Origin of the sequence: Frateuria sp. (assembly GCF_035944355.1) — a bacterium.
Lineage (GTDB): Bacteria > Pseudomonadota > Gammaproteobacteria > Xanthomonadales > Rhodanobacteraceae > Frateuria_A.
In genome coordinates, this window is record NZ_DASZBH010000012.1 from 254,763 (window position 1) to 281,149 (window position 26,387).

A 26,387-nucleotide genomic window follows, 5' to 3' on the forward strand; every position below is an offset into this window, starting at 1 on the left:
TCAGCGGCGCAAGCGTTCCATCGCGAGCGTGGAGGCGCGGAAGCCCAGCCGCTCGAAGAACGCGGCAGCGCCTTCGCGGCCCGCGCGCAGCACCCAGGTGATCGCCGGGTCGTCCCCCGTCACGTGCCGCACCAGCGCGCTGCCGACGCCGCGGCCGCGCTGCTCCGGCGCCACCAGGACCATGGACAGGTAGCCGTTGGAAAGCCCGTCGGTCAGGGCACGGGCAAGGCCGACCACCTCTCCATCGAGCACCGCCACGGCGATGCGCTGCGAGCGTTCGAGCAGCAAGGCAAAGCGTTCCACGCTGCCGATGCGCTGCGCCCAGCCGTGCCGCGCGAGCAGCGCATGGGCGGCGGCGATGTCACCCGGGTGCAGGTCGCGGATCGTGGCGGATGCCTGGCTCACGGTCGGCCTTCGCCGGGGAGGCCCAGCCGCCGGCGCATTGCGGCGGCGATCGCCGCCGTTTCGCGCAGCGGCGGCTGGCGATCGGGAGCGTCGCCCTCGAGGTCGTGCAGCAAGGCCGCTTCGCGCAGCGCGCGGTGGAAACGGGCGAGCTTGTCCGGCAGCGGAGGGGGCGCGAAGGTGTGCACGGCGCAGCCGACGGCGCAGGCTTCGGACAGCATGTTCACCGAGTCGGGGGTGACGACCAGGCGGTCGGCCCAGGCGAGCACGCCAGGGTAAGGATTGGGACCCTCGGAGCCCGTCCAGTGCAGGCCCGGCACGTCGCAGAGAGCTTCGCGCAGCGCGCCGGCCAGGCGGGGCGGCGTGCGCCGCGAGGCCAGCACCAGCAGGCTGCCTCCGCGGCGCTGGTGCAGCGCGCGCAGGCCGCTGATGAACGCCTGCGTCCAGGCCGCGTCCATCGCGAGGCCTTGCCGCGGGCCGCCGAGCAGCACGCCGATGCGTGGCGCTGGCAGCTCGGCCAGGTGCGGCCAGGCCTCGCGGGCGTCCGCCAGCCACTCCCCGTCCACCGGGTTGAGCGAACCCAGCGGCGTCAGCACGTTGGGACCGGCGACGTCGTCGTGGCACGGCGCGATCAGCGTGTCCCAGTGGCGCGGGTCCATGCGCGGGTCGAGGATCTGCACCGTATGGCAGTGCCCGTGCGAAAGCGTGCGCAGCATCCGCGTGAACAGCGCCGCAGTCCGGCCGCAACCGATCGCCACCCGTGGCCACGGCGGCGCGAAGCCCGCGCGCTCGCCCGGCGGCAGGGCGAGCCGGCCGCCCAGGATCACCCGCGGGGCGAGCCACGACCACGGCGCGCGGGCCTCCAGCACCAGCGGACGGATCGGCAGGTCCAGGTGCTCGGCCAGCGCCAGCGCCTGGCGCTGGTTGCCGGCGGCTGCGTCGGTAATCGCCCAGCATTCGTGGCGCGGCGCGTTCACGCGGTGGCGGGGCGATCGATTGTTGACGGATCTTGCACGCTCGGTTCCTTTTTCGACACCGGACCAACCGCCGCCTTGGGCTTACACTTGCGGATCGACCGCGCCGGACGGCGCGCCCTAGACCGCCTAAAGGATACCCATGAGCGAAGTGCTTTCCGAGGCCGCCCTCGACCAGCTGTTCCGCACCGCGCGCACCTACCGCCGCTCGGCCGACGCCTGGCTGGACAAGCCGGTCAGCGACGCGCAGCTGCACGCGATCTATGACCTGGCCAAGCTGGCGCCCACCAGCGCCAACGCCTCGCCGGCGCGCTTCGTATTCGTGCGCTCGCCCGAAGGCAAGGCGAAGCTGGAGCCGGCGCTGGATCGGGGCAACCTCGCCCAGACCATGGCCGCGCCGGTGACGGTGATCGTCGCGGCCGACCATGCCTTCTACGAGCACCTGCCGCGCCTGTACAAGGAATCGCCCGACGCGACCAGCTGGTTCGCCGGCAAGCCCGCGGCGATCGACTCGACGGCCTTCCGCAACTCCAGCCTGCAGGGCGCCTACCTGATCATGGCGGCGCGCGCGCTGGGCTTGGATTGCGGCCCGATGTCCGGCTTCCGCAACGCCATGGTCGACGAGGCCTTCTTCGCTGGCACGCAGGTGCGTTCCAATTTCCTCATCAACATCGGCTACGGCAATCCTGCCGTGCTGCGGCCGCGCGAAGAACGCTTCGCGTTCGATGAAGCCTGCCGCATCGTCTGACAACGCCCCATAGGAGCCCACCCCATGCGCACGTTCAAAGTCCTTGTCTTCGCCGGCCTGCTCGGCGCCGCCGCCGTCGCCCAGGCGGCGCCGGTCACCTACACGCTCGATCCGCACCACACCATGGTGCTGTTCAGCTGGAGCCATTTCGGGTTCTCCCATCCCACCGCCGAACTCGGCCTGGGGCAGGGCACGCTGACGTTTGACCCGCAGCATCCGGAACAGGCGAAGGTCGAGGTGACTCTGCCGATGTCGGGGTTGGACACGCACGTGCCCGCGCTGAACGAGCACCTGGCCAAGCCCGATTTCCTGGACTCGGCCAAGTACCCGCAGGTCACCTACAGGAGCACCAAGGTCGAGCCGGTCGGCAACGGGCATTTCCGTGTCACCGGTGATCTCACCGTGCACGGCGTGACCCACCCGGTGGTGCTCGACGCCACGCTCAACAAGGTCGGCAAGCACCCGATGAGCGGCAAGCAATCGATCGGCTTCGACGCCACCGGCACGCTCAAGCGTTCGGATTTCGGCGTGTCGGCCTACGTGCCCAACGTGAGCGACGAGATCAGCCTGCACATCACCACCGAGGGTTCGGCCGCCAAGTAACCGGCCGCCGCCCGGAAAGAAAAAGCCCGCGCCTTGCGCGGGCTTTTTCGTTACGCCGCGGCCTGGACGTCAATGCGCCGCGACGCCCTCGTTCTTCAGACCCTCGAGCTTGCCCAGGTCGACGCTCGCCACCGCCTGCTTGAGTTCGTCGATGCTGTTGGCGTTGCCGTTGGCCTTGACCGTGAAGCGCTGGCCGACCACCACGCTGTACTCGCCGTCCTTGGTCTGCTCGTCCCAGGACTCGTGGGTGAGCCGGCCGCCGGCGGTGTAGGTCTTCTCGTAGCCGTGGTCGGTGGTGCGCTCCTGTTCGGGCGCCATGGCGCCCGCCATCGCCATCAGGCCCTTGGCGGTGCCCATGTCGGTGACTTCCAGGGTGAGGTTGCGGCCGTTGCCGTCGCCGTATTCGGCATGCGCCTCGGTCACCTGCATGCCCATCGCGTTGGTCCGCTGGGCGGAGCTGCTGGTGCGCTTGAGGCCCAGCAGCGTGTCGGGCAGGAAGGCCTTGACCTGGTCGGTGGAGAGCGCTTGCACGGTGCCGTCATTGCCCATCGCGGCGCCCATCATCTTGCCCATCGCCGCCTGCTGCGCGGCGCTGTCGCCGGACTTCTGCGCGGCGTCCAGCTCCTTGCTGGCCTGGTCCGCACGGGCGCCCATGGCGGCGAGCCTGCCCAATGCGCTGTTGGGATCGACGGTGACGTTGTCGCCGCTGGCGCTGCCCAGGTGCGCGCCGGTCATCGCTGCGCCGCCCAGCACGGCGGTTCCGATCACGCCGGCCACGACCAGGCTCACGATCCAGGAAAGGACGATCGCCACGATCACGGAAAGCGCGGTGTAGCCGCCGGATTTCTCGGGCGGGCATTTCATGGTGAAGGGCAGGCCCAGGTACAGCAGATAGATCGCGTAGATCGCGCCGAGCAGGCCGATCAGCCAGCCCAGCCAGGGGATGATCACCGCGATGCCGGCGACCCAGGCGGCGGTCCAGGAGTAGGCCACCGTCTTGAGCGCCTGCACCATGTCCTTCTGGCCGTTGAAGGTGCCGGCCAGCGCGTTGATGATCAGCGCGACGACGTAGGCGACCACCAGCGAAAGCACCCATTGCAGCACCATCGCGCCGATGCCTGCGCCGATCGGGGTGCGATAGCTGATGCCGAAGGCGCCGTAGCCGATCAGGCTGCCCTTGATGAAGCCGGCGATCGCCGGCAGCGCGGCGATCCAGGCGATGTAGCCGGCGTACAGGCTGCCGACGGTGGCCGGCTCGGCGGCCGCGAGTGGCCATTCGGTCTTGGGTGTGGCGAGCATGCCCTTGGCGCGGGCGGTGATCTTTCCGAAGTCCATGGTCTATCCCCTTGCGACAGGTTGATCCCGCGATGGGCGCCGCCAGGCCGCCTGCGGCCTTGGCTGGCCGCACGCCACCCCTGCTCGCCCCCCAGGCGCCGTCCCCCCTCGGACGCCGCCAGCGCGCACAAGTTGAGGCCAACGGCGGGGCGAAGTCCAGTGCGATCTGCGGCAGCGCCCGCCCGGCGTGAGCCCGTCGCCGCCGGCGCGCCCTGCTACCATGTCCGGTTTCCGAGCCCTTCCTGGAGCCTGCCATGTCGCGCCCCCTGTCCGAGGCCGCGCCGATCCCGGCGAATGCCGAAAATCGTTACGAAGTGACGCGCAAGGACCTGCCCTTGTCCTGTCCGATGCCGGCCATGTCGCTGTGGAACTCCCATCCGAAGGTCTACCTGCCGATCGTCGAGGACGGCGGCGAGTCGGTCTGTCCCTACTGCGGCGCGCATTACGTCCTGCGCGACTGAAGCGGGCGGCCAGCGGCGACCGATCCGCCGGCGGATCGGCACGATCGCTGCTTGTCCTTTTGGATGAAGGCCACCCAACACCCCCTCATGTCTGCCGTCGTCACCCCCACCCGGCGTCTGGTCATCGTCCAGCTGATCCCGGCGCTGAACTCGGGCGGGGCGGAGCGTTCGGTGCTGGAAGTGGCCCGCGCGCTGGTGGCCGCGGGGCACCGCTCGGTGGTGATCTCCGCCGGTGGCCGCCTGGTCGCCCAGCTGGAGGCGGAGGGCAGCGAGCACGTCACCCTGGACATCGGCGCCAAGTCGCCGCGCACGCTGCTGCGCATCGGTGCGTTGCGGCGCCAGCTGCGCGAACTCGCGCCGGACATCGTGCACGCCCGTTCGCGCCTGCCGGCCTGGCTGGCGTGGTGGGCGCTGCGCGGGATGGCGCCGCGGCCGCGCTTCGTCACCACCGTGCACGGCTTGAACTCCCCGGGCATCTACAGCTCGATCCTGCTGCGCGGCGAGCGGGTGATCGCGGTGTCGCAGACCATGCGCGACTACGTGCTCAGCCATTACCCATGGCTGGATCCGGCGCGGGTGCGGGTGATCCCGCGGGGCATCGACCCGGAGGCGTTTCCCTACGGCCACCGTCCGGATGACGCCTGGCAGCGGGCCTTCTTCGTCGAGTTCCCGCAGCTGGCCGGCGCGCCCCTGCTGACCCTGCCCGGGCGCGGCACGCGCCTGAAGGGCCATCACGAGGCGATCGAGCTGGTCGCCGAGCTCAAGCGCCGCGGCATCGAGGTGCGCTTGCTGCTGCTGGGGGTGATCGAGCCCGGCCGCGAGGCCTACGTGGAGGAGCTGCGGCGGCTGATCCGCGAGCGCGGCCTCGATGCGCAGGTGGTGCTGACCCCGCCACGCAACGACGTGCGCGACATCTATGCAATGTCCGCGCTGGTGCTGCAGCTGTCGACCAAGCCGGAGTCGTTCGGCCGGACCGTGGTCGAGGCCCTGTCGCTGTGCCGTCCGGTGCTCGGCTACGCCCACGGCGGCGTCGGCGAGCTGCTGGCCGAGCTGTACCCGGCCGGCCGCGTGCCGCTGGGCGACCGCGAAAAGCTGGTCGAGCGCGCCGCCGAACTGCTGCGCGTGGCGCCGCCCATTCCCATGCTGCAGAGCTACCGCCTGTCGGACATGCAGCAGGCCGTGCTGGCCTTGTACGGCGAAGTGGCCGGCTGACCCCGTTCGCCGCCGTAGCGGCAGGCCGGCAATTTCGAGGTGTCGGCTGCCTGCGGAAGGAAGGTGCCGCTGTGCCTACAATGCCGCGATGTCTCCCGCACGCGCCCTCGTCCGCCTCCTGAGTTCGCCGCTGCTGCCGTTCTGGCTGGTGGTGGCGCTGCTGCCGTTCGGACGCAGTTCGGAGCTGGGTACGGCGTCGTGCCTGGTCGGTGTGGCGCTGTTGCTGGCGCGACGGCCCGGCGCGCTGCGCGGGCATGCCGGCGCCTGGCTGCTGCTGGGGCTGCTCGCCTGCTATGTCGGTGCGGCGCTGCTTTCGTCGATCGGTGCGGTGATGCCGGGCAAGAGTTGGGGCACCACGGCGGGCCTGCTGCGTTACCTGCCGCTGGGCCTGTATGCCTGCCTGGTGATCCGCCGCGACAGCCGGTTGCGCGCGCTTTACCTGGCCGTGGCCGTGGTGCTGGCGGTGTGGGTCGCCGATGCCTGGCTGCAGGCGCTCACCGGCTGGAGCCTGGGCGGTCCTGCGCAGGCCGAGCGCATCTCCGGCATTTTCGGCGCGGACAACCTCAAGCTCGGGCCCACGCTGGCCGTGCTTGCGCCGTTCGCGCTGTGGGCGGCGCGCGAGCGATGGGGGCGTGCCGGCCTGGCGCTGGCTTTTCTCCTGCTGCTGGGGCCGGTGCTGCTGGCCGGCTCGCGCGCCGGCTGGCTGTGCTACGGCCTGGCCGCCCTCGCCTTTGCCTGGCGCGAGGCTGGCACGGTGCGGCGCTTCGCGCTGTGGTGCATGTTCGGCGTGGCGCTGGCGGGGCTGGCCGGCGCGCTGGCATGGCGCACATCGGTGCGCTTTCACGAGCGGATGGAGCGGACGCTGGCCGTGCTGGGCGGCAACGCGCAGGGCCTGGACGAGGCACTGACCGGCCGGTCGGCGATCTGGCGCGCGAGCCTGCGGATGATCGCCGACCATCCCTGGAATGGAGTGGGCGTGCGTGGCTTCCGTTACGCCTACCCGGACTATGCCCCGGCCAACGACCATTTCCTGGTGGCCGAGGCCTGTGGCGTCGGCGAGGGCGCCTGTCATGCGCACCAGTTGGTGCTCGAGGTGCTGACGGAGACAGGTTCAGCCGGCCTGCTGCTCTGGCTGGCCGGCACCGCGCTGGCCGTACGGGCGTGGCGCCGCGCGGGGCCGGCGGCGCGGGCGCGGGCGTTTCCGGCGACCGTGGCGCTCGGCGTCATGCTGTTTCCGCTCAACACGCATCTGGCCTTCTATTCGGCCTGGTGGGGCCTGCTGTTCGCCTGGCTGCTGAGCCTGTGGTGCGCGGCCCTCTACGCCGACCGGGAGCCGCCCGCGGGGCAGGCGCATGGCTGAGCCGCTGTCGGTCGTCGTCACCGCCTACAACAGCGCGGACACGCTCGAGACGTGCCTGGCCTCGGCATGCTGGGCCGACGATCTCGTCGTGCTCGACTCCGGCTCGTCCGACGCCACGGTGGCGATCGCGCAGCGCCGTGGCGCGCGCGTCCACGTGCAGCCGTTCGCCGGCTACAGCGCCCAGAAGCAGGCGGCGATCGACCTGGCCTCGCACCGCTGGGTGCTGTTGCTGGACTCGGACGAAGCGCTGCCGCCGGAGGCGGCGGAGATCGTGCGGCGGACGCTGCAGGAGCCCGCCTGCGCGGGTTATCAGCTGTGGCGGCGCGAGTGGGTGTTCTGGCGCTGGCAATCGCCGCGTGCGCGCCTCAACCACTACGTGCGGCTGTTCGATCGGCAGCGCGCGCGCATGAGCGGGCACAGCGTGCACGAGACCGTGCGCGTGGACGGGCCCGTGGGCGTGCTGGCGCTCGTGCTGGACCATTACGGCGAGCGCGACATCGCCGGACGCGTGGACAAGGCCAACCGCTACTCCTCGCTGCAGGCCGCCGACGTGCATCGACAGCGCGCCTGGCTCGGCTGGCGCATGGTGGCCTACCCCAGTGTCGCGTTCCTGCGCTACTACCTGTTGCGCGGGCACTGGCGCGCCGGCTGGGCGGGGTTCATCGCCGCGCGCGTGCACGCGTTCTACGCATTCCTCAAGTACGCCAAGCTGCACGAGGCGCGCGTGCGCGCGCGCGGCGACCGCTAGCTAGCCGCGGCTCGCATCCGACCCGCGGGAGAAGAGCGAGCGCCGCGGCCTTACCTCGGCCAGCGAGTGGGCGAACTGCTCGGCGATCACCGCGGTGGAAAAGTTCCGCTGCACGAATTCCTGCGCCGCCGCACCCATCGGCAACCGTACCGCCGGATCGCAGAGCGCCAGGATCGCATCGCGCCAGGCCGGCACGTCGCCGGGCGGCAGCAGCCGGCCGGTGATCCCGTCCCGCAGGGTCTCAGGCACGCCGCCGATGTCGCTGGCCAGCACCGGCAAGCCGGCGGCCTGCGCTTCGACCGACACGCGCCCGAAGGTTTCCGTGGCGATCGAGGGAAACGCCAGCATCGAGATCGCGCTGTAGAACGGATGCACGTCGTGATGCCAGCCGGCGAAATGGTGCCGGTGACCCAGTGCCTGCGTCGCGGCCTGCGCGCGCAGCGCCGGCGCCTCCGGGCCGTCGCCCAGCCACAGGCAATGCAGGCGCGGCTCCCGCGCCATCGCTTCGCCGGCGGCCTCCATCAGGGTGAAGATGCCCTTGCCGCCATGCATGCGACCGAAGTAGCCCAGCACGATGGCGTCCTCGGGGATCGCGAGCGAGCGCAGGATCGTCCGCCGGCGTTCCGGATCCGGGCGGCACGAGGCCAGATTGACGGGGTTGTGCATGACGCGCACCAGGTGTCCCGGAATGCCCTGGTCCAGGTACGCCTGCCGCGCATGCCGGGAGACTGCGTAGAAGCGCTGTGCCAGGCGCGGCAGGAGGAAGGCGGAAAAGCGCTTCATTCGCGGCGTGCGGTGGCGGAACAACGCCACCGGGATGCCCAGTGTGCGGCCGAGCAGAACCAGCGGCCAGTATTCCTTGCCGAAATTGCCGACCAGCCAGTCCGGTCGCTGGCGTCGGATGGCGGCCAGCGTGGCCGCATAGCCGCGCAGGTCGAAGGCATTGCGGAAGTGGGCCGGATACAGGCGCGCGCCGGAGCCGGACAAGCCTTGGGCGACCGGTCCGTCGGGATAGACCACCGCATCCACGCTGTGCCCGGCCTCGACCATCGCCTGCGCCAGAGCGACGAAGTGTGTGGCTGCGCCGGTAGGCTCCGGGTTGGTGCCGACGAACAGCAGCTTCATGCGCGCCGGTCCTCGTAGCCGGACAGCGTCTTTACGGCGAACTTCGCCAGCACATGGTGGCGCGCGACCTGGATGCGCGGCAGCCGCCACAGATCCATGCCGGCGAACGCCCGTCCGCGGTGGGTGGTGGTGGCGGCGTGGTAACCGGCCTCGCGGGCCACAGCGGCGACGCGCTCGTCGACATCGCCGTAGGGGTAGCAGAACTGCCGAACCGGTTGCCCCAGCAAATCCTCCAGATCGTGCTTGCTGCCCTCGATCTCTTCACGCAGCTGCGCGTCCGTACACTGGGTCAGGCGTGGATGACTGCGGGTGTGCGCGCCGACCTCCATGCCGGCCTGCTGCCACTGGCGCAGCTGCACCGCCGTCATCGTCGGCTTGCGCACGCCCAGAAGCTCGGCATCCCAGGCGTTGTACCGGCCCAGCTGGCCGCTGACCGCGTAGCAGGTGGCGCTGAAACCGTGGCGTGCCAGGACGGGCAATGCCGCCTCGAGGTTGTCCAGGTAACCGTCGTCCAGGGTGATCACCGCGACGCGGCCCTGCTGCTCTCCGCGCAGGTAGGGCATCGCCGCCGTCATCGACAGGCCGGTGTAACCCAGCCGCCGCAGCAGCCACATCTGGCGGGCGAACGCGCCGGGGCTCACGTACAGGCTGCGCCAACGCGGCAGCTTGCGCGGCGCGCGCGCGATGTTGTGGTACATGAGGATCGGCACAGCCGTCGCTCGTTGCATGGGGGCGGCAGTCATTCCGTAACTCCGGGGCGCGCGCTGCCCGGCTTCGGAAGCGCGCGTCCAGTCGGCGTGGCAGGCATGGGGACCTTTGCGCCCAGGCGAGCGGATGCGGCTGCTGAAGCGGCCGCTGCCGCAGCGACGGGGCGTGGAGAAATATTGTACTTCCAAGACCCTGTCTATCGGCTTTCTGCGGGTCAGTAGACCTCGGGCTGTCCCGGCGGGCGGGTCTTGAAGCGCTTGTGCACCCACAGGTATTGCGCCGGAGCGGCGCGCACCATCTGTTCGATGCCTGCATTGACGAGCGCGGTGTCGGCCGCCACGTCGCCCTGCATCCGCAGCGGCGCGCCCAGGCGCATCACGTAGCCGCCTTCGGGCAGGCGGCGGTGGAAGAAGGGAATCACCTGCGCGTTGCCCATGCGGGCCAGGTGGTGGGTGGCGGTGATGGTCGCCGCGGGTATGCCGAAAAAGGGCACGAACACGCTGTCCTTGCTGCGCATGTCCTGGTCCGGCGCGTACCAGAGCGTGCCGCCGCCGCGCAGGTATTTCACCGTGCCGCGGATGTCGTCCTTCTCGAACATCGCCGCCGCATAGCGCAGGCGCGCACGCAGCACGGCCCATTCGAACACCGGCGAATCCATGCGCCGGTACATGCCGGCGATGGGGATGCGCCGCGAAATCAGCCGCGCGCACAGCTCCAGGTGCGAGAAATGCCCGCCCACCAACAGCACGCCCTGGCCTTGCGCCCGGGCCGCCCGCAGGTGCTCCAGCCCTTCCGCCCGCGCAGGGATGCGTGCGATGGCGCGGTCCGAACCCATCCAGCCCAGCGCGAATTCCACCAGCATCAGGCCGATGTCGGTCAGGTGCGCGTCCACCAGCGCGGCCTGCGCCTGCGCGTCGAGCTCGGGAAAGCACAGTGCGATGTTGGTCTTGGCGATGCGCCGGCGGCGCGAGGGTACGTGGCGGATCAACGCGCCCAACGCCCGGCCCAAGGCAAGCAGCCAGGGATAGGGCAGGCGTGCGATCAGCCAGATCACCCCCACGCCCAGCCAGGCGGGCCAGTGGCGCGGAGCGAGCAGGGAGGGATCGAAGGAAGGGCGTGGCATGCCGGGCATCCGCACGATTGTACTGAGGATGCGGCTCGCCGAAGCCATCGTTCCGGCAAAGAGCGGCGCGCATGCCGCCTATAATTCCGGCATTCCTTCCACCTGGCCTTCCATTGCGCTACCTCTACACCTTCGTGATGTACCTGGCTACGCCGCTGATCGTGCTGCGTCTGCTGATCCGTGGTGCGCGCTATGGCAACTACCACCGACGCTGGCCCGAGCGCTTCGGCCTGTTCCCGCACTCCGGCGTCAGCGGCAGCCTGTGGGTGCACGCGGTATCGGTGGGCGAGGTCAACGCGGCCGAGCCGCTGGTCAAGGCGCTCCAGCGCGATTACCCGGATGCGCCCCTGGTGGTCACCACGGTGACTCCCACCGGCTCGGCGCGCGTGCACCAGCTCTTCGGCGATGGCGTCTTCCACGTTTACCTGCCCTACGACCTGCCGTTCGCGGTGCACCGCTTCCTCAAGCGGGTGCGGCCGCGCCTGGCGTTGATCGTGGAAACGGAGATCTGGCCGAACCTGTATTTCGCCTGCCGGCGCCGCAACATCCCGCTGATGATCGTCAATGCGCGGTTGTCCGAGCGCTCCTTGCGCGGCTATCGCCCGCTGCGATCGCTGGTGCGCACGGCGCTGCGCAGCGTGCGCCAGATCGCCGCGCAATCGCGCACCGACGCGGCCCGCTACCGCTTGCTCGGCGCCGAGCCCTCGCAGCTGGTGGTCAGCGGCAACCTGAAGTTCGACATGCCGGTGCCCGACGGCGCGGTGGAGGCGGGCGCCGCGCTGCGAGGACAATGGGGGGCGCGCCGCCCGGTGTGGATGGCCGCCAGCACGCACGAGGGCGAGGAACTGGCGGTGCTGGAGGCGCATCTGGATGTGCTGCGGCGACTGCCCGATGCGCTGCTGCTGATCGCGCCTCGCCATCCGGAGCGCTTCAGGCTGGTCGAGAACTCGGCGCGCAGCCTCGGCTTCACCGTCGCCACGCGCAGCGCCGACCGCGTGCCCGGCGGGCAGCAGGTCTTCGTGATCGACGCCATGGGCGAGCTGATGCCCTTCTACGCCGCCGCGGACGTCGCCTTCGTCGGCGGCAGCCTGGTGCCGATCGGCGGCCACAACGTGCTGGAGCCGGCCGCCCTGGCGCGGCCGGTGCTGGTCGGCCCGCACACCTTCAACTTCGAGGAGATCACCCTCACGCTGATCCGCGAAGGCGGCGCGCGCCGGGTGCCGCACGCCGAGCAACTGGGCCTGGACGTGCTGGAGCTGTTGCGGGACGCGCGACTGCGCGAACGGATGGGGCGTGACGCGCGGCGCGTGTTCGACAGCGAGCGCGGCGCGGTGGGGCGGGTGATGGAGCTCGTCGACCGCGTACTGGCGGAGTAGCCGCCAGGTCCGCCATTGGCGGGGGATCTGCGCGGGACAGCGCAGACCGCGGCGCGGCGCCCTCTCGCAGCGGGAAGGCGCCGGCCGATGCCGTTACTGCAGTAGGGCGTTGACCGACTCGATGTCCTTCACGTCGATCGTGCCGGCGGCCTGCTTGAGCTGCAGCTGGTCGAGGATCAGCGCGTGGCGCGACTGCGAATAGCCGCTCTCGGCCTGGGTCAGGGTCTGGATCGCGTTGAGCACGTTGAGCATGGTCTGCGTGCCCACGTCGAAACCGGCGCGGGTGGCTTCCAGCGCCTTCTGGCCGGAATCGACCGAGGCCTTGTTCGCCTGCACCTGGCTGATGCCGGCGATCACCGAGCGGTAGTAGTTGAGCGTTTCGCGGGTGACCTGGCGGCGCTGCGCCTCGAGCGCATCCTCGGCCGCGTCGCGCTGATAGATCGACTGGCGCACGCGCGACTGCGTCGCGAAGCCGGAGAAGATCGGCACCGTGAGGGTCAGGCCCACCGTGGTGCCGTAGCGGCCGTTGCGGTCGGCGAAGGCACCGGGCGCGTTCTGCAGCCAGCTCGACGAGGTGCCGCGGCTGACCGAGGCGCTGATCGTCGGCAGGTGGCCGGCACGCGCGGCGTTCACGCTGTGCGAGGCGGCTTCCACGTTGTACTGCTGGGCGATCACGTTCGGGTTGTTCTTGAGCGCTTCCTGCACCCAGGAATTGGGATCGGCCGGATTGGGCGCCACCATCGGCAGGTCGTCGCGCAGGCGCTTGAGCTCGCCGACCGGCTTGCCGGTGATCTGCGCCAGCGCCTCGCGCGCATCGTTCAGCGCGTTCTGCGCCGCGACCGTCTGCGCCTTGGCCAGCTCATAGTAGGACTTGGCCTGGTAGACGTCCGTCACTGCGGACAGGCCTACGTTGAAGCGCTGCTCGGCCTGTTCGTAGGACTGCTTGAACGCATCCTCGTTGGCCTTGGCGTAGGCGAGCTCGTCCTGGCTGGTGAGCACGCCGAAGTAGGCCTGGGTGACGCGCACGAACAGTTCCTGCAGGGCGGCGTTGTACTGCGCATCCTGCGAACTGGCCTGCGACTCGGCCGCGTGCAGGTCGGCGATCTTGCTGAGGTCCAGAACGGTCTGGCTCAGTTCCAGCGACTCGTCCCGCGAACGAAGATGCCCGGCGTTGACCGGCGCGCCGGTGCCGTTGGTGACGGTGGCGCTGCTGCCGCTGGACTGGGTGAGCGTGGCGCGGCCGGACAGTTGCGGCAACAGCGTGGCGCGGCTCTGCACCACGCCTTCGCCGACGGCAAGGCGCTGCGCCTCGGCCTGCGAGAGCACCGGGTCGTTGGCGCGCGCTTGGCGGTAGGCGTCCATCAGGTCCTCGCCATGGCCGGGCACGGCGATTGCCGACAAGGCCAGGGCCAGGGTCAGAAGCTTCAAGCGCATCGGGGTTGCCTCATGCAATCGATTTTGGGGAACGTCAGAAAACGAAACGGCGCGGCGGCTCGGCGCCGGCCAGGTACGGCAGGTCGGTCTCGAACAGGTAGTCCTCGCGGTAGCCGCTGGCGCCCAGCTGGGTGAGCAGCACGGCCTGCTGCGCGGGCGACTCGCCGCGGATCGCCAGCAGCCGCCCGCCGGGCTTGAGCCAGCCGAGGAAGCGCTGGGGAACCTGCCACACCGCGCCGGTGACGACGACGGCATCGAACTTTTCCTGCGGCTGCCATTCGTGGATCGCGTCGGCGGTGAGCACGCTGGCGTTGGCGATGCCGGCCGCGGCCAGCCGCGACTGCGCCGATGCCGCGAGGTCGGCATGCACCTCCACGCTGGTCACGTGCGCGCACAGGCTGGCCATGCAGGCGGTGAGGAAGCCCGAGCCGGTGCCGATCTCCAGCACGCGGTCGGCCGGCTGCAGGTTCAGCGCCTGCAGCACGCGGCCTTCGATCACCGGTTTCATCATCAGCTGGCCGTGGCCGATCGGCAGGGATGCGTCGGCGAACGCCAGCCGGCGATGTTCCGGCGCCACGAAATCCTCGCGGCGCACCTGCGCCAACGCGTCGAGGACGCGCGCGTCGAGCACATCCCAGGGGCGCACCTGGTTCTCGACCATGTTCTGCCGTGCCTGTTCGAAATTCATCGCCATGGTCAAACGTCCGCAAGAATCAAAAAAGATCAAAAGGATAAGCGTTCGGCGGCCGCCGCGACAGTGCGTTTAGCCTGCGGCCTCCACGCTGGTGCCCGAAGTGCCGGAAGTCACCGCGCGGGATTGACGGAAGTCATGGACGGCGCGGTGTCCGCGGACATCATGCCGCCATGGCCGGGCGTTCAGGCGCTGTGGGTCCGCGGAGTCGCCGCGGATGCGGTCGGTCGCGCCGTGGCCGGCAGCAGCGCCCGCGCCGCCTCGACGGCGCGGTGCAGTGTCGCGTCCAGCCTGCGGATGCGCCCGTCCAGGCCGGGCCTGCGCTGCTCCGCCGCCAGGCACAGCCAGGCCAGCCAGCGCGCAAAGCGGTGGCGCTCGACCGGGTCGAGCGAGGCCAGCGCCGCGCGCACCCGCACGGCATGCAGGCGGGCGGCGGCGTGGCCCTGTTCCAGCCACGCGCCCAGTACCCGCTGGGCATGGCGGTACACTGGGCTCAAGGACAGCTGTGGAAGGGTCGAAGGCATGACGGTTTCCAACGGAACTGGAAATAAGTAAACCGATCCGTATAATAAAGTTCTCGTTCTTTCTTGTGAAGCCGTTCCGCTCAAGGTGTCGCCATGAATTGTCCCGCCCACGCCAAGACTCCCGGCCCCGGTCGCCCGAAGGACATGGAGAAGCGCGCGGCCATCCTGGAGGCGGCCAAGGGACTGTTCATCCGCAACGCCTTCGCCGGCACCAGCATGGACGCCGTGGCGGCCGAGGCAGGTGTTTCCAAGCTCACCGTCTACAGCCATTTCGGCGACAAGGACAACCTGTTCCGCGAGGTCATCCGCGCCCGTGTGCAGGACCTGCTTCCCGAAGAGACCTACCATTTCGAACCGCGTGAGGACATCGCCGATACGCTCATGCGGGTGGCGCTCACCCACGCCAGGCTCGATTGCAACGCCGAGACCGTCGGCACCTTCCGCGCGATCCTCTCCGACTGCCGCCAGGGCAACCCCCGCTACGGCCGGTTGATGTGGGAAGAGGGTGCCACGCGCACGCATGGGTTGATGGAACGCCTGCTGCAGCAGGCGGTTGACGCCGGCAAGCTGCAGATCGACGACGTGCCGCGCGCCAGCGTGCAGTTCCTTGCGTTGATCAAGGGCAACCTGATGATGCGGCAGATGTTCGGCTGCTGCGAATGCCCGGAGAGCTACGCCGCCGAGATCGAGGCCACCGCCCGCGCCGGCGTGAAGATGTTCCTGCGCGCCTACCTGCCGCGCTGACGCGCACGCTTGTCGCCGATCCCGCTTCACCGGGGTTTCGCGCCGCCCTCACTAGCCTGCCCCGGTTCTCCACTTGCCGAGGGGCAATCATGGCCAGCAAGCCGTTCCTGACCGACATCGAAGCCATCCGCAAGCGTGCCCGCGAGCACATCGACCAGGGCGCGATCACCGCCGGCTACAGCGCCGACCGCGAAACCGTGATCAAGCTGCTCAACGAGGCGCTGGCCACCGAGATCGTCTGCGTGCTGCGCTACAAGTACCACTACTACATGGCCTCGGGGATCCACTCGCAGGCGGTCAAGGCCGAGTTCCTGGAGCATGCGCAGCAGGAGCAGGAACACGCCGACCGCATCGCCGAGCGCATCGTGCAACTGGACGGCAAGCCCAACCTCAATCCCGACGGCCTGGTCAGCCGTGCCCATGCCGACTACGCCGAGGGTGAGGACCTGGTGGACATGATCAAGGAGGACCTGGTCGCCGAGCGCATCGCCATCGACACCTACCGCGCCATCGTCGAATACCTCGGCGCGGACGACCCGACCACGCGGCGCGTCATGGAAGAGGTGATGGCGCAGGAGGAGGAGCACGCCGAAGACATGGCGACCCTGCTCGAACAGCTCGGCAAGATGGGCGAGCCGGCCCGCCCGGCGCAGGCGGAACGCGCTGCCACCACGACCGCGCGGTCGGGTTCCAACCCCGGATCGGGCTGGCAGCACTGATCCGCCACCAGCCGGTGAGCGCCAGCTTGCCGCTGCTGCCGCCGGCCTCGATGCGTCGGTGCGCCTCGCGCTGGGGCGCGACGTCCGGCGACGTCGTCTCGCAGTGTCGGCCGGTCCCGCCGCCGGTACGCGCCTTCGTCGACTTGCTGGACGAGCGCTTCGGTGTGGCGACGCCGTGAGAGCGACCGTCGCGCGCCTGAGCGCAAAAAAAGCGCGCCGCCATCGCTGGCGACGCGCCTTCGCAGCCCGGCGTCCGCTTACTTGGTGGCCTGGTAGCGCTCGACGCCCGCGCGGATCTCGGCCTTCGCCTCTTCGGCGCCGACCCAGCCCTCGACCTTCACCCACTTGCCCTTCTCCAGGTCCTTGTAGTGCTCGAAGAAGTGGCCGATGCGCTCGAGCCAGTGCGGCGAGACGCCCTTGATGTCGGTGATGTGGGCATAGCCGGGGAAGATCTTCGGCGCCGGGATCACGATCAGCTTCTCGTCGCTGCCGGCCTCGTCGCTCATCTTGAGCATGCCCACCGGGATGCAGCGGATCACCGACGCCGGGATCAGCGGCAGCGGCAGGATCACCAGCGCGTCCAGCGGATCGCCGTCGCCGCCCAGCGTGCCCGGCACATAGCCGTAGTTGCACGGATAGCGCATCGGCGTGGACAGGATGCGGTCGACGAAGATCGCGTCGCTCTCCTTGTCCACCTCGTACTTGACCGGCTCGGCGTCCTTGGGAATTTCGATGACGACGTTGATTTCGTCCGGCACGTTGCGGCCGGAGGAGACGTGATGCAGACCCATGGGAATCCTTCAGGGGAACGAAAAAGCGAGGCGCGAAAGGATACGGCAAACGCTGCTGCAACGCAGCGAAACACCTGGTCGCTGTTTAGCGGGCGTAGGGCGGACTCGGCCGGCGTCGCCCCAAGAAAACGCCCGCCGTCGGCGGCGGGCGAGGGAAGAAAGGGTTCGCCTGCGGCCTGGGGAAACCGACAGGCGAACCCAGGACGCCGGCGGGAAGGTGCGGCGTCGAGCAAAGCCTAGGGACGGCACCGGCCGCGTTACAGGGCCAATTCCCGCGCGCGCGGCCAGGCCAATGCGGGGCGCGTCGGCAAAGCGGATCAATGGCCGGGCGGCACGGCGTCCAGGCATTCGCCGAACAGTTGCATCGCCTCGCGCAGCTCGGCGACCGACAGGCCGCAATAACCGAGCAGCAGTCCCGGCCGCTGCGGCGGCGAAACGTAGTGCGGCGCCATCGGATGCAGGCCGAGCCCGCGCCCCTGCGCATGCGCGATCAAGGCCTCGGCACCCGCCTGGTCGTAGCCGTTGAGCCAGGCCACCACATGCATGCCGGCCGGCGAATGCACGATCTGCACGCGCTCGCCCGCGTGGCGATGAAGCCCCGCGATCAGGGCTTCGCGGCGCGCCTGCAGTTCCTTGCGCGCGTGGCGCAGGTGGCGTTCGAAACCGCCGCTTTCCATGAAGTGCGCAAGCGCGGCCTGCTCGATGCCGGGCGAGGACATGTCGCTCAGGTACTTGGCGGCGTTGAAGTCCCCGCGCAGCGCCCTGGGCAGGACCACGTAACCCAGGCGCAGCGCGCCGAACAGGCTCTTGGAGAAGGTGCCCGCGTAGATCACCCGGTCGCCCTCGTCGAGCGACCGCAGCGCGGCCAGCGGACGGCCGTCGTAGCGGAACTCGCCGTCGTAGTCGTCCTCGATGATCCAGCAGCGCTTCTGCGCGGCATAGCGCAGCAGTTCCAGCCGGCGCGGCAGCGACATCACGGCGCCGGTGGGAAACTGGTGCGAAGGGCTCACGCTGATCAGCTTCGGTGCGGCCTGCGGCAACTCGGCGCAGACCAGCCCGTCGTCGTCGGTCCTGACCGGGTGAAGCGTGGCGCCATGCGCGAGGAGGGCATGGTAGGCGCCGAAGTAGTGCGGCTCCTCCAGCACCACCGTGTCGCCTTCGTCGAGCAGCACGCGCGCGCACAGCGCATAGGCTTGCTGGGTGCCGGAGACGATCAGCACGTCCTCCGGTTGCGCCAGCAGGCCGCGCCGCCGCGCGAGGTAGTCGCAGATCTGCTGGCGCAGCGAGAGCAGGCCCCACGAGCCGGCGACCCCGAGCGAGGAGTAGGCGGCGGCGCGCGAAAGTTCGCGTCCCCACGCGGCATTCAGGGCCGGATTGGTCACCGGGTCGCCGTAGATCAGGTTGTAGCGCAGGCCGCGGTGCATGCCGCCGATGCCGCGGTGCGGCAGTTGCCGGGCGCGCGTGGCGTAGCGTGAGGCGGGCGCCATGGCCGCGGCTTCGGCGCTGCGCAGCGTGGGCGAAATCTGCAGCTGCGATACGTAGCTGCCCGAGCCCACGCGGCCGTTGATGAAACCTTCGGCGCGAAGTTGCTCGTAGGCGGCCAGCACGGTGGTGCGCGAGAGTTCCAGCTGATGCGCCAGCTCGCGGGTAGGCGGCAGGCGAACGCCGGCGGCCATGCGGCCGTCGAGGATCGCGCCCTTCAGGGCACGGGTCAGTTGCGCGTAGTGCGGGCCGTTGCCGTCGAGATCGAGAAACATGTCCGTGGCGCTCGGATCGGTCGCAAGTAGGACGCCGGAGCCACCGCCTGCACCGGGCTGAGACGATGGTAGCGCGCCGCCGCCGGCATCAGGCGACTGAAACAAGCCACCGACCCGCAGGCCGGTGGCTCGGATGGCGGTCGGATTCCCAGACTCAGTAATCGTAGGTCACCGACAACCGCACGGTGCGCGGGGGCTGCCAGAAGATGCCCTGGCCGTAGCTGTTGTTGATGGAGACGACGTTGGTGGCGCTGTCGTACGCGCTCTCGCCGACCGGCTGGGTCTGGATGGCCTTCTGCTGGTTGAACGCATTGAGCACATCGAGGTTGAGGCCCAGCTTGTGATCAGCGAACGCCGGCGTGTAGTGCACGCCGAGATTGACCTGCTCGGTCCACGGCGTATGGCCGATCGAGCCTGGCGGGATGCGCACCCCATGGCACCAGTGGTAGTTGCCGCCGCCGCCGTTGTTGTAACCGGTCGGATCACCCGTGCCCGTCGGGCCGTAGTAGCCGAGACACTCCTTCGGCGTGCCAGACTGCGCCAGCAACGTGGCGGAGACCAGCCATTCCGGCGTGATCTGGTAGGCACCACGGAAACGGATCTGATGCTTGCGGATGTTGCTCAGCTCGCCGTCCTGGCCGTCCATGAGCTGCCAGGAATCCCAGTCTTCGGTCTTGGAGACGTCGGACTGGCCGAAATCGGAGCGCACCTGGCCCTCGGTGTTGCCGAAGCCGCGGCTGAAGGTGTAGTCCATGCGCCCGAACCACCGCCCGTCGAACGAATGCTCAAGGTACAGGTCCAGCGAGCCGATCTTGCGTATCGCGCCGTGGGTGAATCCCCAGTCCTGTTGGGTCATCGGCACCAGCTGCTGCTTGGTGCCATCGTCGGAGACGACCAGCATGTCGTTGGTCAGGCCTGGATTGATCAGGCGGCACTGGGCGGGTCCGTAGATCGAGTTGTAGTAGCCCGAATTGGGATCGCCCGCGTCCGTCGTGGTGATCAGCCCCATCCTCTGCATCTTCGCCTCGATCTGGCCCGGCGAGCACTCGTCGTCGATGGCCGTCTTGAGGTCGCGCCACATCGCCTTGGCGCCATAGACCCAGCTGTCGCCGAGCTTCTTGTCGAAGCCGACGATGAATTCGTCCACGTATTCCGGCTTCAAATTGCGCGCAGTGACCTGCTTCGGATCCTTGGGCAGGCCGAACTCGCCGTCCGGCGAGACGGGAGCGCCGATCTGGGTCAGGCCAGTGGGAATGCCGGTGGTCGGGTCGATGCCGGTGTAGTTGTACTTGGTGATGATGAAGGTCGAACGGTTCGCCGCGCGCTCGGCCGCGTTGTCGGGCAGCGCAAGGTAGTAGCGGCCCGCGTTGCCGTAGAGCTTGAACGAGGAATCGCCGAACACGTCCCAGCTCACGCCGATGCGCGGCTCCCACTGGTTCTTCTCGTCGACGAAGGCCTGGCCGACGTCGTTGTAGTTGGTGAAGTGGTCGTTGCGCACGCCCAGATTCAGCAGCAGGTTCGGCGTGACCTGCCAGGCGTCCTGCAGGTAATAGGCTTTCTGCGTCATCGTCATGCTGGTCGCCCAGCCGATCTCGCGCTTGCGCACGATGTCGCCCGGGTAGTAGCGCCAGTAGTAATTGATCGACGGGTTGAACGGGTTCTGCTGGTCCGGCCCCTGGTGATGAGCCGCGTAGCTCATGTTGTCGATACCGGCCGACAGGTCGTGGTCGCCCAGCTTGTAGTCCAGGTCCACGCGCAGGCCGTGGGTGCCGTTGGTGGCTTTGGGGGAGGTCCAGTTGATGTTGGTCTGGCTGTTGACGATGCCGTTGGAGCCGGTGCCAGGCGGCAGCAGGGCAGGGTCCTGGTTGTCTGCGCGGGCAATGAAGGGCAGCGGGCTGGTGTTGCTGTAGTCCACCGGATCCTGGAAGCGTGCCTTGCCGTACAGGATGCTCAGCGTCGCGTTGTCGGTGATATAGCTGGTGAAGTGGCCGACATAGAACTGGGCGTCGTCGCGGGTCACGTCGTTGTTGGTGACGAACGGACCCGACCTCAGCGTATCGGTGTCGAACGAATAGCTCGATCCGGCGCCCAGGCTCGAATTGTTCTTGAGCGCGGTCAACTCGAGGACGTTGCTGTCGGTGATGTTCCAGTCCAGCTTGCCGTAGAACTTGGTGTCCTTGTCCCGGTTGTATTGCACGAGCTGGTTGGCCGCGAACTCCACGTTGGTGGAATGCGTCCTGGTCGTCTCGCCCGCCAGGAACAGGAACAGCTTGTCCTTGATCAGCGGACCGCCGACGTAGGCCGAGTAAATGGTCTCCCACTGTTTGTTGTCGGCGCGATACTGGTTCAGTGTGCCGGGCTTGTTCGGGTTTTCCAGCTGGTAGGTGACCGGGCCGATCGGCGCGGGAATCGCCGGATGACCGTAATAGTTATTGACCGGGCTGGCCTCGAGAAAGCGCGGCTGCCAGACTACCTGGCCGCCGAAATGCCACTCGTTGGTGCCGCGCTTGCCCAGCTGGTTGATCACGCCGCCGTCGGAGCGGCCGTACTTGGCGCTGTAGCCGCCGGTGAGTGTTTCCTGCTGGTCGATCGCGCCGTAGGGCAACTGGAAGCCGCCCAAGTTCTTGTACGGCTCGCCGGTGCTGTAGCCGTTGACGTAATAGGCGTTTTCCGTGACGGACGAACCGCCGAACGAGACGAGGGTGTGGTTGCCCGGGCCCATGAAGAAGCTGCTGCCTGCCACGGTGCCCGGCGCCAGCAGTGCGATGGATTCGGCATCGCGCACCACCGGCAGCTTTTGCAGGTCGGCAGCGGTGATGATGGTGCTGGAGTTGACGCTGGATACGTCGATCGCCGGCAACGCGCTGGCCACCACCTGCACGGCGCCGAGGTTCTGGGCGTTGGCGGCGCTGGCGAACGAGGCCTCCACGCCGGTGGCGACACTCACGGCGATGCCCTCGCGCGTGGCGATCGTCTGTCCGCCGTTGCGCAGGATCACGGTGTAGGTGCCCACCGGCAGCGACTTGATGGTGTAGTGCCCCTGAGCATCGACCGCCACCTCGCGGGTAAGCCCCGTGCTGCTCCTGGCCATCACCGTTTCACCGGCCGCCGCCGGCGCCGAGCCGAAGATGCTGCCGGTGGTGGACTGCGCATGGAGCGCGTTCATGCCGCCCAGGCCGTACAGCCCCAGTGCGGCCGCGACCGCCAGACCCAACGTCCCTGGGCCGCGATAGCGACGATCACTTGCAACGTGTTTGCTGCTTTTCATGCAACTCCCCTATCGGTCGAATGTGGAATGGGATCCGCTGCAGCGGATCCGTGGGCCGCTTCGAGCGCGGCCATGTGGTGACGCATTAGTGCTTCGCGCGGCGCTGCCGGCGAGGTGGAAGCGGCCGCCCCCGGATGCCTGCTGTGCGGCCATTGGCGTGCGCAGGTCACGAGATCAGCGCGCGGCGGTGGTCGCGCAGAAAATTGCCGAGCGTGGCGTGGAAGGCGATCAGGCGCTCGGCATGTCCTGGCTCGCCTGAGCGTCCCAGTAACTCGTAGAGCTCGGAAAGCACTTCCGCGCGCTGCGGCGAATCCAGCGACCCGCCGGCCAATCGGATGTAGGACTGCAGCAGGCGCAAGGCGGCGGCGAGCTGATGCGGCTCGATCGCCCAGGGGCGGCACCGGGAGGTGTCCCGGACCCCGGCGAACCGGGCGGGAAAGCGGGCTTCGGCCGCGGCCTCGTCGGTGTGCGGATCTGCCTTCATCGTCCCCTCGCCGGTGACCAGCCAGGGCAGCGAAATGTCCAGCGCTTCGGCGAGCGCGACACAGCGTCCGCGCGACATGTCGCTGTGGCCGTCGCGCCAGTTGCGCACCGTGCTCTCGGAAACACCGCAGCATCGTGCGAGCGCATGGGTGCTCCCGACGCGGTCGATCAGCAGACGAATGCGGGCGGTAAAGTCCTGCGCAGCCGCCTGCGCCGGCAGGAGCGGAGCGGCCGGAGCGGGCGTGGCTTTCCCGGCCGGGTTCGCTCCGGCGACGGCGGTCGGGAACGGCGCCGGCGCGGGCTGCGGCGGCAGGACGTTCGCCGCGGCCGCCCTGGCTTCGTCGCACAGCGATGCGGAAGAAGCGGACACGAGGTTCACTCCGTGGGTTGTCGGAAGGCTCGCGCGGGAGTGGGGACCCGCCCTCGAACGGACGTCGGCGTTAACGGGTCGATGGGCTGGCCATCAACTTTTCGTTATGGACGTCTGGCGGCAAAGATCGCGCGGGCCGAGGCGCGCGGTACATAACCAATTTGCGCGGATCCCATGAGGCCAATGGTCCATGCCCGACGACCATGCCGGTGGGGCCGCTGGCGTCGGCCAAGCAGTGGTAATGGAGAACCTGCCGCCGGTACGGCTTACTTGGTAAGCGATTGGGCCGGTGAGGTGCAGCGTCAGCGCAACGGCCGTTCGCGCAACCATTTGGTGGCGATCCATTTCTCGCCGCGGATCACCGGCAGGCCGGCGTGCAGCGAACTGGTGTCGCCGCCTTCGTAGGCGAAATAGACGGCCGAACCGGCAAGCGCCGTCACCGTCAGGCCGACGTTGGGAAAGGCCGTGCCCCCGCCTTCCTCGGGCGTGTTCAGGTACATCACCACGCTGGCGATGCGCTGGCCGCCGCGGGCGGTCACCGCCGCGAAACCCGGCTGCGCCGGATCGAACCAGTCGTAGTGCGGCTCGTACTCCTGGCCCGGCTGGTAGTTGAGCACCTGCAGGCCTTCGCCGTGTTCGACCGGCAAGCCCAGCAGGCGGGACAGCCGCTGCTCGATCCGCGCCACCAGCGGGATCTCGCCCAGCTTGAAGAACATGCCGCGGCTGGTGCGCCGCTCGTCGACCTGGTGCTTGCCGTCCTCGGCCACGGTCAGCGCGCGGTCCAGCCGCGGGCGCGCCGCCTCGATCAGGTCGGCGCACTCCTGTGCGTCGAGCAGGCCGTCGAGCACGCGCACGACGGGCGCCTCCAGGGCGGCGCTCACGCGCACTTCGCGCCCATCGACGATCGACCGCGGCGCGGCCGGCGGCTGCGTACGGCGGCCGGCCGGCACGCTGGCGTTGATCGAACTGAGCGGGATCTTCAGCACTTCGGCGACCGCGCTGCGGGACTGTGCCGGCGGATAGCCGGCTTCCTTCAGCATCCCGAGCACCGCCGGCACGCCGTGGCCCGCGCGTGCGGTGGCCAGGATCCATTCGCGCAACTGCGGGTTGATGCTGCCGGAGGTCGTCATTCGGAGCGTGCGTGCCGGGGCGGCCAGGCCGCCGGGGCGCTCATTTTACGTGCTCCCACAGCCAGGTGTACTCGAGCGCGTGCATGAAGGCCGACTGCTTGTTGTCCGCCGCACCGCCATGGCCGCCTTCGATGTTCTCGTAGAAGTCCGCCGGATAGCCCATCGCCTGCATCTTCGCGGCCATCTTGCGCGCGTGTGCCGGGCCCACGCGGTCGTCGCGGGTGGATGTGGTGAACAGCACCGGCGGGTAGTGCATGGCGGGCTGCACGTTCTGATAGGGCGAGAACGTCCTGATCCAGGCCCATTCGGCCGGTTTGTCCGGGTCGCCGTACTCGGCCATCCAGGAGGCGCCGGCCGACAGGTGCGTATAGCGCTTCATGTCCAGGAGCGCGACCTGGCTGACGATGGCCCCGTAGAGTTGCGGGTAGAGCGTGAGCATGTTGCCCATCAGCAGGCCGCCGTTGCTGCCGCCCATCGCTGCCAGGTGCGCAGGCGAGGTGACCTTGCGCCGGATCAGGTCCTGCGACACCGCGGCGAAGTCCTCATAGGCGCGCAGGCGGTTGGCCTTGAGCGCGGCCTGGTGCCAGCGCGGACCGTACTCGCCGCCGCCGCGGATGTTGACGATCACGTAGACGCCGCCGCGCTCCAGCCAGGCGCGGCCGATGTTGCCGCTGTAGCTGGGCTGCAGCGAGATCTCGAAGCCGCCGTAGCCGTACTGCAGGGTCGGGTTGCCGCCATCCAGCCTGAGCTGCCTGGGCGCGATCTCGAAATAGGGCACGCGGGTGCCGTCCTTCGAATGCACGAAGTGCTGGCTGACCTGGTATCGGGAGGCATCGAAGAAGCTCGGGCTGTGCTTGATCGCCTGCGCGTCGCCCTGGCCCAGGGTGCCGTAGTACAGCGTGGTCGGCTGCAGGAAACCGGTGACCGTGAGGAAGTAATCGTCGCCCGCATCGGCGTCGATGCCACCGGCATCGATCGCCGAAAGCTTCGGTGCGCCGCCCAGCGGCTCACGCTTCCAGGCGCCGGGGCCGGGCGTGAGCACCTCGAGCTTGTTCACCACATCGTCCATCACGTTGAGGATCAGATGGTGGCGGGTCCAGGAATAGCCATCCAGCGCCGTGGTATCGGTCGGCTCGAACAGCACCGTGATGTCGCGCTTGCCGGCCATGAAGTCGTCGAAGCGGGTGGCGAGCAGCGAGCCGGCCTTGTAGGTCTTGCCGGCGACATGCCAGTCGCTGCGCGGTTCGATCAGCAGCCATTCGCGCTCGACGCCGGTCTCGGCGTCGGTGGGCACGTCGATGCGGCTGAGCTTGCCGTCTGCGCCGAGCAGGTAGCTCTCGCTGTCGTAGAAGGCCAAAGCGCGCTGCACGAAGCTGCGTTCGTAGCCGGGCGTGAGGTCGCGGAATGCGCTGATCGCCAAATCGCTGGGCTTGCCCTCGTAGATCGTCTGCGCGGAGGCCAGCGGCGTGCCGCGGGCCCAGCGCTTGGCGATGCGTGGGTAGCTCGACTCGGTCATCGAGCCGGGGCCGAAGTCGGTGCCCACGAAGATGTGGTCCTGGTCGATCCAGGCCACCTGGCTCTTGGCCTCGGGCAGCGCGAAGCCGTCCTTGACGAACGCCTTGTCGGCCAGGTCGAACTCGCGCACCACGTCGGCATCGGCGCCGCCGCGCGAGAGCGAGACGAGGCAGCGGCGATACCCGGGTTTCAGGCATTGCGCGCCGTGCCAGACCCAGTTCTCGTGCTCGGCGGCGGCCAGCGCATCCAGGTCGAGCACGGGCTCCCATGCCGGCTGCGGCTTGCGGTATTCCTCCAGCGTGGTGCGACGCCACAGGCCTTTGGGATGGGCCTTATCGCGCCAGAAGTTGTAATAGTGGTCGCCCAGCTTCTCGACGAAGGGGATGCGCGCATCGGAATCGAGCACCTCGAGCAGGCGTGCGTCGAGCCGCTTGAAGGCGGGCGACTGGGCGTAGTGCGCGACCGTGGTCGCGTCCTGCTGCTTGACCCAGTCCATGGCGCGGGTGCCTTCGATGTCCTCGAGCCAGAGGTAGGCGTCGTCGTCGGCCTGTGCGCCGGCCGGAGCGGGAGTCTGTGCGTGTGTCATGCCTGCCATGGTGAGGCCCAGCGCGAGGGCGAGCCAGCGTGCGGTATGGGTCATGTCGGTTCCTCCCCCTGTGGAGCGGGCGAGTGTGGAGGGTGGCGAGGTTCCGTGCCTGTGAGGAAAGTCACCTGGGGCTCCCTTTCCCAACGGGGGAAGAGGCGCCGGAACTCGCTCGCGGCCGCTGCCTTGTGCCCGACAAAAAA

General features: G+C 69.0%; 25 protein-coding genes. 10 read left to right on the top strand and 15 right to left on the bottom strand.

What is annotated here, in order from left to right; translation table 11 throughout:
- Positions 1-405 carry a GNAT family N-acetyltransferase gene (locus VGU03_RS10075; RefSeq protein ID WP_327480248.1) on the bottom strand — a complete coding sequence of 135 codons (405 nt, stop codon included), beginning with the start codon at positions 403-405 and terminating at the stop codon, positions 1-3.
- Entirely contained in the window at positions 402-1,379 is a 978-nt protein-coding gene (locus tag VGU03_RS10080; protein ID WP_327480249.1) for a mitochondrial fission ELM1 family protein, read from the bottom strand. The genes VGU03_RS10075 and VGU03_RS10080 overlap by 4 nt, the downstream gene beginning before the upstream one ends.
- Positions 1,380-1,518: 139 nt before the next feature.
- Between VGU03_RS10080 and VGU03_RS10085 the strand changes: the two genes are divergently transcribed.
- Together VGU03_RS10085 and VGU03_RS10090 are read left to right on the top strand one after the other, a co-directional pair.
- Complete coding sequence (locus VGU03_RS10085) at positions 1,519-2,124, top strand: malonic semialdehyde reductase (RefSeq protein ID WP_327480250.1); 606 nt, start codon at positions 1,519-1,521, stop codon at positions 2,122-2,124.
- Positions 2,125-2,148: 24 nt separating this feature from the next.
- Positions 2,149-2,727: a YceI family protein gene (locus VGU03_RS10090; protein WP_327480251.1), complete on the top strand. Its 579-nt coding sequence runs from the start codon at positions 2,149-2,151 to the stop codon at positions 2,725-2,727.
- Between the two features lie 69 nt (positions 2,728-2,796).
- On the opposite strand, the gene VGU03_RS10095 is transcribed toward VGU03_RS10090, so the two are convergent.
- Complete coding sequence (locus VGU03_RS10095) at positions 2,797-4,062, bottom strand: Yip1 family protein (RefSeq protein WP_327480252.1); 1,266 nt, start codon at positions 4,060-4,062, stop codon at positions 2,797-2,799.
- A 254-nt stretch (positions 4,063-4,316) separates the two neighbouring features.
- Here VGU03_RS10095 and VGU03_RS10100 point away from each other — a divergent pair, with 254 nt between their 5' ends.
- The 4 genes from VGU03_RS10100 to VGU03_RS10115 all read left to right on the top strand — a co-directional run bounded on the left by VGU03_RS10100 (position 4,317) and on the right by VGU03_RS10115 (position 7,843).
- Positions 4,317-4,523 carry a zinc-finger domain-containing protein gene (locus VGU03_RS10100; RefSeq protein ID WP_327475044.1) on the top strand — a complete coding sequence of 69 codons (207 nt, stop codon included), beginning with the start codon at positions 4,317-4,319 and terminating at the stop codon, positions 4,521-4,523.
- A gap of 87 nt (positions 4,524-4,610) precedes the next feature.
- The gene (locus VGU03_RS10105) at positions 4,611-5,735 is read left to right on the top strand and encodes a glycosyltransferase (RefSeq protein WP_327480253.1); all 1,125 of its coding nucleotides are present in this window, start codon (positions 4,611-4,613) and stop codon (positions 5,733-5,735) included.
- A gap of 88 nt (positions 5,736-5,823) precedes the next feature.
- Positions 5,824-7,095, top strand: a complete 1,272-nt coding sequence (locus tag VGU03_RS10110; RefSeq protein ID WP_327480254.1) for an O-antigen ligase family protein — start codon at positions 5,824-5,826, stop codon at positions 7,093-7,095.
- Positions 7,088-7,843 carry a glycosyltransferase family 2 protein gene (locus VGU03_RS10115; RefSeq protein WP_327480255.1) on the top strand — a complete coding sequence of 252 codons (756 nt, stop codon included), beginning with the start codon at positions 7,088-7,090 and terminating at the stop codon, positions 7,841-7,843. Before VGU03_RS10110 ends, VGU03_RS10115 begins: the two co-directional genes overlap by 8 nt.
- On the opposite strand, the gene VGU03_RS10120 is transcribed toward VGU03_RS10115, so the two are convergent.
- The 3 genes from VGU03_RS10120 to lpxL form a co-directional block, all read right to left on the bottom strand.
- Entirely contained in the window at positions 7,844-8,968 is a 1,125-nt protein-coding gene (locus VGU03_RS10120; RefSeq protein WP_327480256.1) for a glycosyltransferase family 4 protein, read from the bottom strand. It abuts the gene before it with no gap.
- Entirely contained in the window at positions 8,965-9,711 is a 747-nt protein-coding gene (locus VGU03_RS10125) for a polysaccharide deacetylase family protein (protein WP_327480257.1), read from the bottom strand. The genes VGU03_RS10120 and VGU03_RS10125 overlap by 4 nt, the downstream gene beginning before the upstream one ends.
- Before the next feature lie 179 nt (positions 9,712-9,890).
- Complete coding sequence (lpxL, locus tag VGU03_RS10130) at positions 9,891-10,799, bottom strand: LpxL/LpxP family Kdo(2)-lipid IV(A) lauroyl/palmitoleoyl acyltransferase (RefSeq protein WP_327480258.1); 909 nt, start codon at positions 10,797-10,799, stop codon at positions 9,891-9,893.
- Positions 10,800-10,870: 71 nt separating this feature from the next.
- On the opposite strand from lpxL, the gene waaA reads away from it, so the two are divergent.
- Positions 10,871-12,175: a lipid IV(A) 3-deoxy-D-manno-octulosonic acid transferase gene (gene waaA / locus VGU03_RS10135; protein WP_327480259.1), complete on the top strand. Its 1,305-nt coding sequence runs from the start codon at positions 10,871-10,873 to the stop codon at positions 12,173-12,175.
- Between the two features lie 93 nt (positions 12,176-12,268).
- On the opposite strand, the gene VGU03_RS10140 is transcribed toward waaA, so the two are convergent.
- The 3 genes from VGU03_RS10140 to VGU03_RS10150 all read right to left on the bottom strand — a co-directional run bounded on the left by VGU03_RS10140 (position 12,269) and on the right by VGU03_RS10150 (position 14,824).
- Complete coding sequence (locus VGU03_RS10140) at positions 12,269-13,609, bottom strand: TolC family outer membrane protein (protein WP_327480260.1); 1,341 nt, start codon at positions 13,607-13,609, stop codon at positions 12,269-12,271.
- 34 nt (positions 13,610-13,643) lie between these two features.
- Positions 13,644-14,303 carry a protein-L-isoaspartate O-methyltransferase gene (locus VGU03_RS10145; RefSeq protein ID WP_327480261.1) on the bottom strand — a complete coding sequence of 220 codons (660 nt, stop codon included), beginning with the start codon at positions 14,301-14,303 and terminating at the stop codon, positions 13,644-13,646.
- A 182-nt stretch (positions 14,304-14,485) separates the two neighbouring features.
- Entirely contained in the window at positions 14,486-14,824 is a 339-nt protein-coding gene (locus VGU03_RS10150; RefSeq protein ID WP_327480262.1) for a hypothetical protein, read from the bottom strand.
- 93 nt (positions 14,825-14,917) lie between these two features.
- Between VGU03_RS10150 and VGU03_RS10155 the strand changes: the two genes are divergently transcribed.
- The 3 genes from VGU03_RS10155 (at position 14,918) to VGU03_RS10165 (ending at position 16,466) form a co-directional block, all read left to right on the top strand.
- Positions 14,918-15,568 carry a TetR/AcrR family transcriptional regulator gene (locus VGU03_RS10155; RefSeq protein ID WP_327473381.1) on the top strand — a complete coding sequence of 217 codons (651 nt, stop codon included), beginning with the start codon at positions 14,918-14,920 and terminating at the stop codon, positions 15,566-15,568.
- An 89-nt stretch (positions 15,569-15,657) separates the two neighbouring features.
- Positions 15,658-16,287 carry a ferritin-like domain-containing protein gene (locus VGU03_RS10160; RefSeq protein WP_327480263.1) on the top strand — a complete coding sequence of 210 codons (630 nt, stop codon included), beginning with the start codon at positions 15,658-15,660 and terminating at the stop codon, positions 16,285-16,287.
- Positions 16,288-16,301: 14 nt separating this feature from the next.
- Positions 16,302-16,466, top strand: a complete 165-nt coding sequence (locus VGU03_RS10165; protein WP_327480264.1) for a hypothetical protein — start codon at positions 16,302-16,304, stop codon at positions 16,464-16,466.
- A 78-nt stretch (positions 16,467-16,544) separates the two neighbouring features.
- Here VGU03_RS10165 and ppa read toward each other — a convergent pair whose 3' ends face one another.
- The 6 genes from ppa to VGU03_RS10195 form a co-directional block, all read right to left on the bottom strand.
- On the bottom strand, positions 16,545-17,078 hold the full coding sequence (ppa, locus tag VGU03_RS10170) for an inorganic diphosphatase (RefSeq protein ID WP_327480265.1): 534 nt from the start codon (positions 17,076-17,078) through the stop codon (positions 16,545-16,547).
- A 317-nt stretch (positions 17,079-17,395) separates the two neighbouring features.
- On the bottom strand, positions 17,396-18,835 hold the full coding sequence (locus VGU03_RS10175; protein ID WP_327480266.1) for a PLP-dependent aminotransferase family protein: 1,440 nt from the start codon (positions 18,833-18,835) through the stop codon (positions 17,396-17,398).
- A gap of 154 nt (positions 18,836-18,989) precedes the next feature.
- Positions 18,990-22,103 carry a TonB-dependent receptor gene (locus tag VGU03_RS10180; protein WP_327480267.1) on the bottom strand — a complete coding sequence of 1,038 codons (3,114 nt, stop codon included), beginning with the start codon at positions 22,101-22,103 and terminating at the stop codon, positions 18,990-18,992.
- 166 nt (positions 22,104-22,269) lie between these two features.
- Positions 22,270-22,956 carry a helix-turn-helix domain-containing protein gene (locus VGU03_RS10185; RefSeq protein ID WP_327480268.1) on the bottom strand — a complete coding sequence of 229 codons (687 nt, stop codon included), beginning with the start codon at positions 22,954-22,956 and terminating at the stop codon, positions 22,270-22,272.
- Between the two features lie 302 nt (positions 22,957-23,258).
- Positions 23,259-24,086 carry a 2OG-Fe(II) oxygenase gene (locus VGU03_RS10190; RefSeq protein ID WP_327480269.1) on the bottom strand — a complete coding sequence of 276 codons (828 nt, stop codon included), beginning with the start codon at positions 24,084-24,086 and terminating at the stop codon, positions 23,259-23,261.
- A 40-nt stretch (positions 24,087-24,126) separates the two neighbouring features.
- Positions 24,127-26,241 (bottom strand): prolyl oligopeptidase family serine peptidase, encoded by a 2,115-nt coding sequence (locus tag VGU03_RS10195; protein WP_414655960.1) that lies wholly within the window; start codon positions 26,239-26,241, stop codon positions 24,127-24,129.
- Positions 26,242-26,387: the final 146 nt, after the last annotated feature.

What these genes read in the sequence shown, in the direction of transcription:
- VGU03_RS10085 (WP_327480250.1), top strand. Translation starts at nt 1,519, where the DNA reads ATGAGCGAAGTGCTTTCCGAGGCCGCCCTCGACCAGCTGTTCCGCACC.
- VGU03_RS10090 (WP_327480251.1), top strand. Translation starts at nt 2,149, where the DNA reads ATGCGCACGTTCAAAGTCCTTGTCTTCGCCGGCCTGCTCGGCGCCGCC.
- VGU03_RS10095 (WP_327480252.1), bottom strand. Translation starts at nt 4,062, where the DNA reads ATGGACTTCGGAAAGATCACCGCCCGCGCCAAGGGCATGCTCGCCACA.
- VGU03_RS10100 (WP_327475044.1), top strand. Translation starts at nt 4,317, where the DNA reads ATGTCGCGCCCCCTGTCCGAGGCCGCGCCGATCCCGGCGAATGCCGAA.
- VGU03_RS10105 (WP_327480253.1), top strand. Translation starts at nt 4,611, where the DNA reads ATGTCTGCCGTCGTCACCCCCACCCGGCGTCTGGTCATCGTCCAGCTG.
- VGU03_RS10110 (WP_327480254.1), top strand. Translation starts at nt 5,824, where the DNA reads ATGTCTCCCGCACGCGCCCTCGTCCGCCTCCTGAGTTCGCCGCTGCTG.
- VGU03_RS10115 (WP_327480255.1), top strand. Translation starts at nt 7,088, where the DNA reads ATGGCTGAGCCGCTGTCGGTCGTCGTCACCGCCTACAACAGCGCGGAC.
- VGU03_RS10120 (WP_327480256.1), bottom strand. Translation starts at nt 8,968, where the DNA reads ATGAAGCTGCTGTTCGTCGGCACCAACCCGGAGCCTACCGGCGCAGCC.
- VGU03_RS10125 (WP_327480257.1), bottom strand. Translation starts at nt 9,711, where the DNA reads ATGACTGCCGCCCCCATGCAACGAGCGACGGCTGTGCCGATCCTCATG.
- lpxL (WP_327480258.1), bottom strand. Translation starts at nt 10,799, where the DNA reads ATGCCACGCCCTTCCTTCGATCCCTCCCTGCTCGCTCCGCGCCACTGG.
- waaA (WP_327480259.1), top strand. Translation starts at nt 10,871, where the DNA reads ATGCCGCCTATAATTCCGGCATTCCTTCCACCTGGCCTTCCATTGCGC.
- VGU03_RS10140 (WP_327480260.1), bottom strand. Translation starts at nt 13,609, where the DNA reads ATGCGCTTGAAGCTTCTGACCCTGGCCCTGGCCTTGTCGGCAATCGCC.
- VGU03_RS10145 (WP_327480261.1), bottom strand. Translation starts at nt 14,303, where the DNA reads ATGGCGATGAATTTCGAACAGGCACGGCAGAACATGGTCGAGAACCAG.
- VGU03_RS10150 (WP_327480262.1), bottom strand. Translation starts at nt 14,824, where the DNA reads ATGCCTTCGACCCTTCCACAGCTGTCCTTGAGCCCAGTGTACCGCCAT.
- VGU03_RS10155 (WP_327473381.1), top strand. Translation starts at nt 14,918, where the DNA reads ATGAATTGTCCCGCCCACGCCAAGACTCCCGGCCCCGGTCGCCCGAAG.
- VGU03_RS10160 (WP_327480263.1), top strand. Translation starts at nt 15,658, where the DNA reads ATGGCCAGCAAGCCGTTCCTGACCGACATCGAAGCCATCCGCAAGCGT.
- ppa (WP_327480265.1), bottom strand. Translation starts at nt 17,078, where the DNA reads ATGGGTCTGCATCACGTCTCCTCCGGCCGCAACGTGCCGGACGAAATC.
- VGU03_RS10175 (WP_327480266.1), bottom strand. Translation starts at nt 18,835, where the DNA reads ATGTTTCTCGATCTCGACGGCAACGGCCCGCACTACGCGCAACTGACC.
- VGU03_RS10180 (WP_327480267.1), bottom strand. Translation starts at nt 22,103, where the DNA reads ATGAAAAGCAGCAAACACGTTGCAAGTGATCGTCGCTATCGCGGCCCA.
- VGU03_RS10190 (WP_327480269.1), bottom strand. Translation starts at nt 24,086, where the DNA reads ATGACGACCTCCGGCAGCATCAACCCGCAGTTGCGCGAATGGATCCTG.
- VGU03_RS10195 (WP_414655960.1), bottom strand. Translation starts at nt 26,241, where the DNA reads ATGACCCATACCGCACGCTGGCTCGCCCTCGCGCTGGGCCTCACCATG.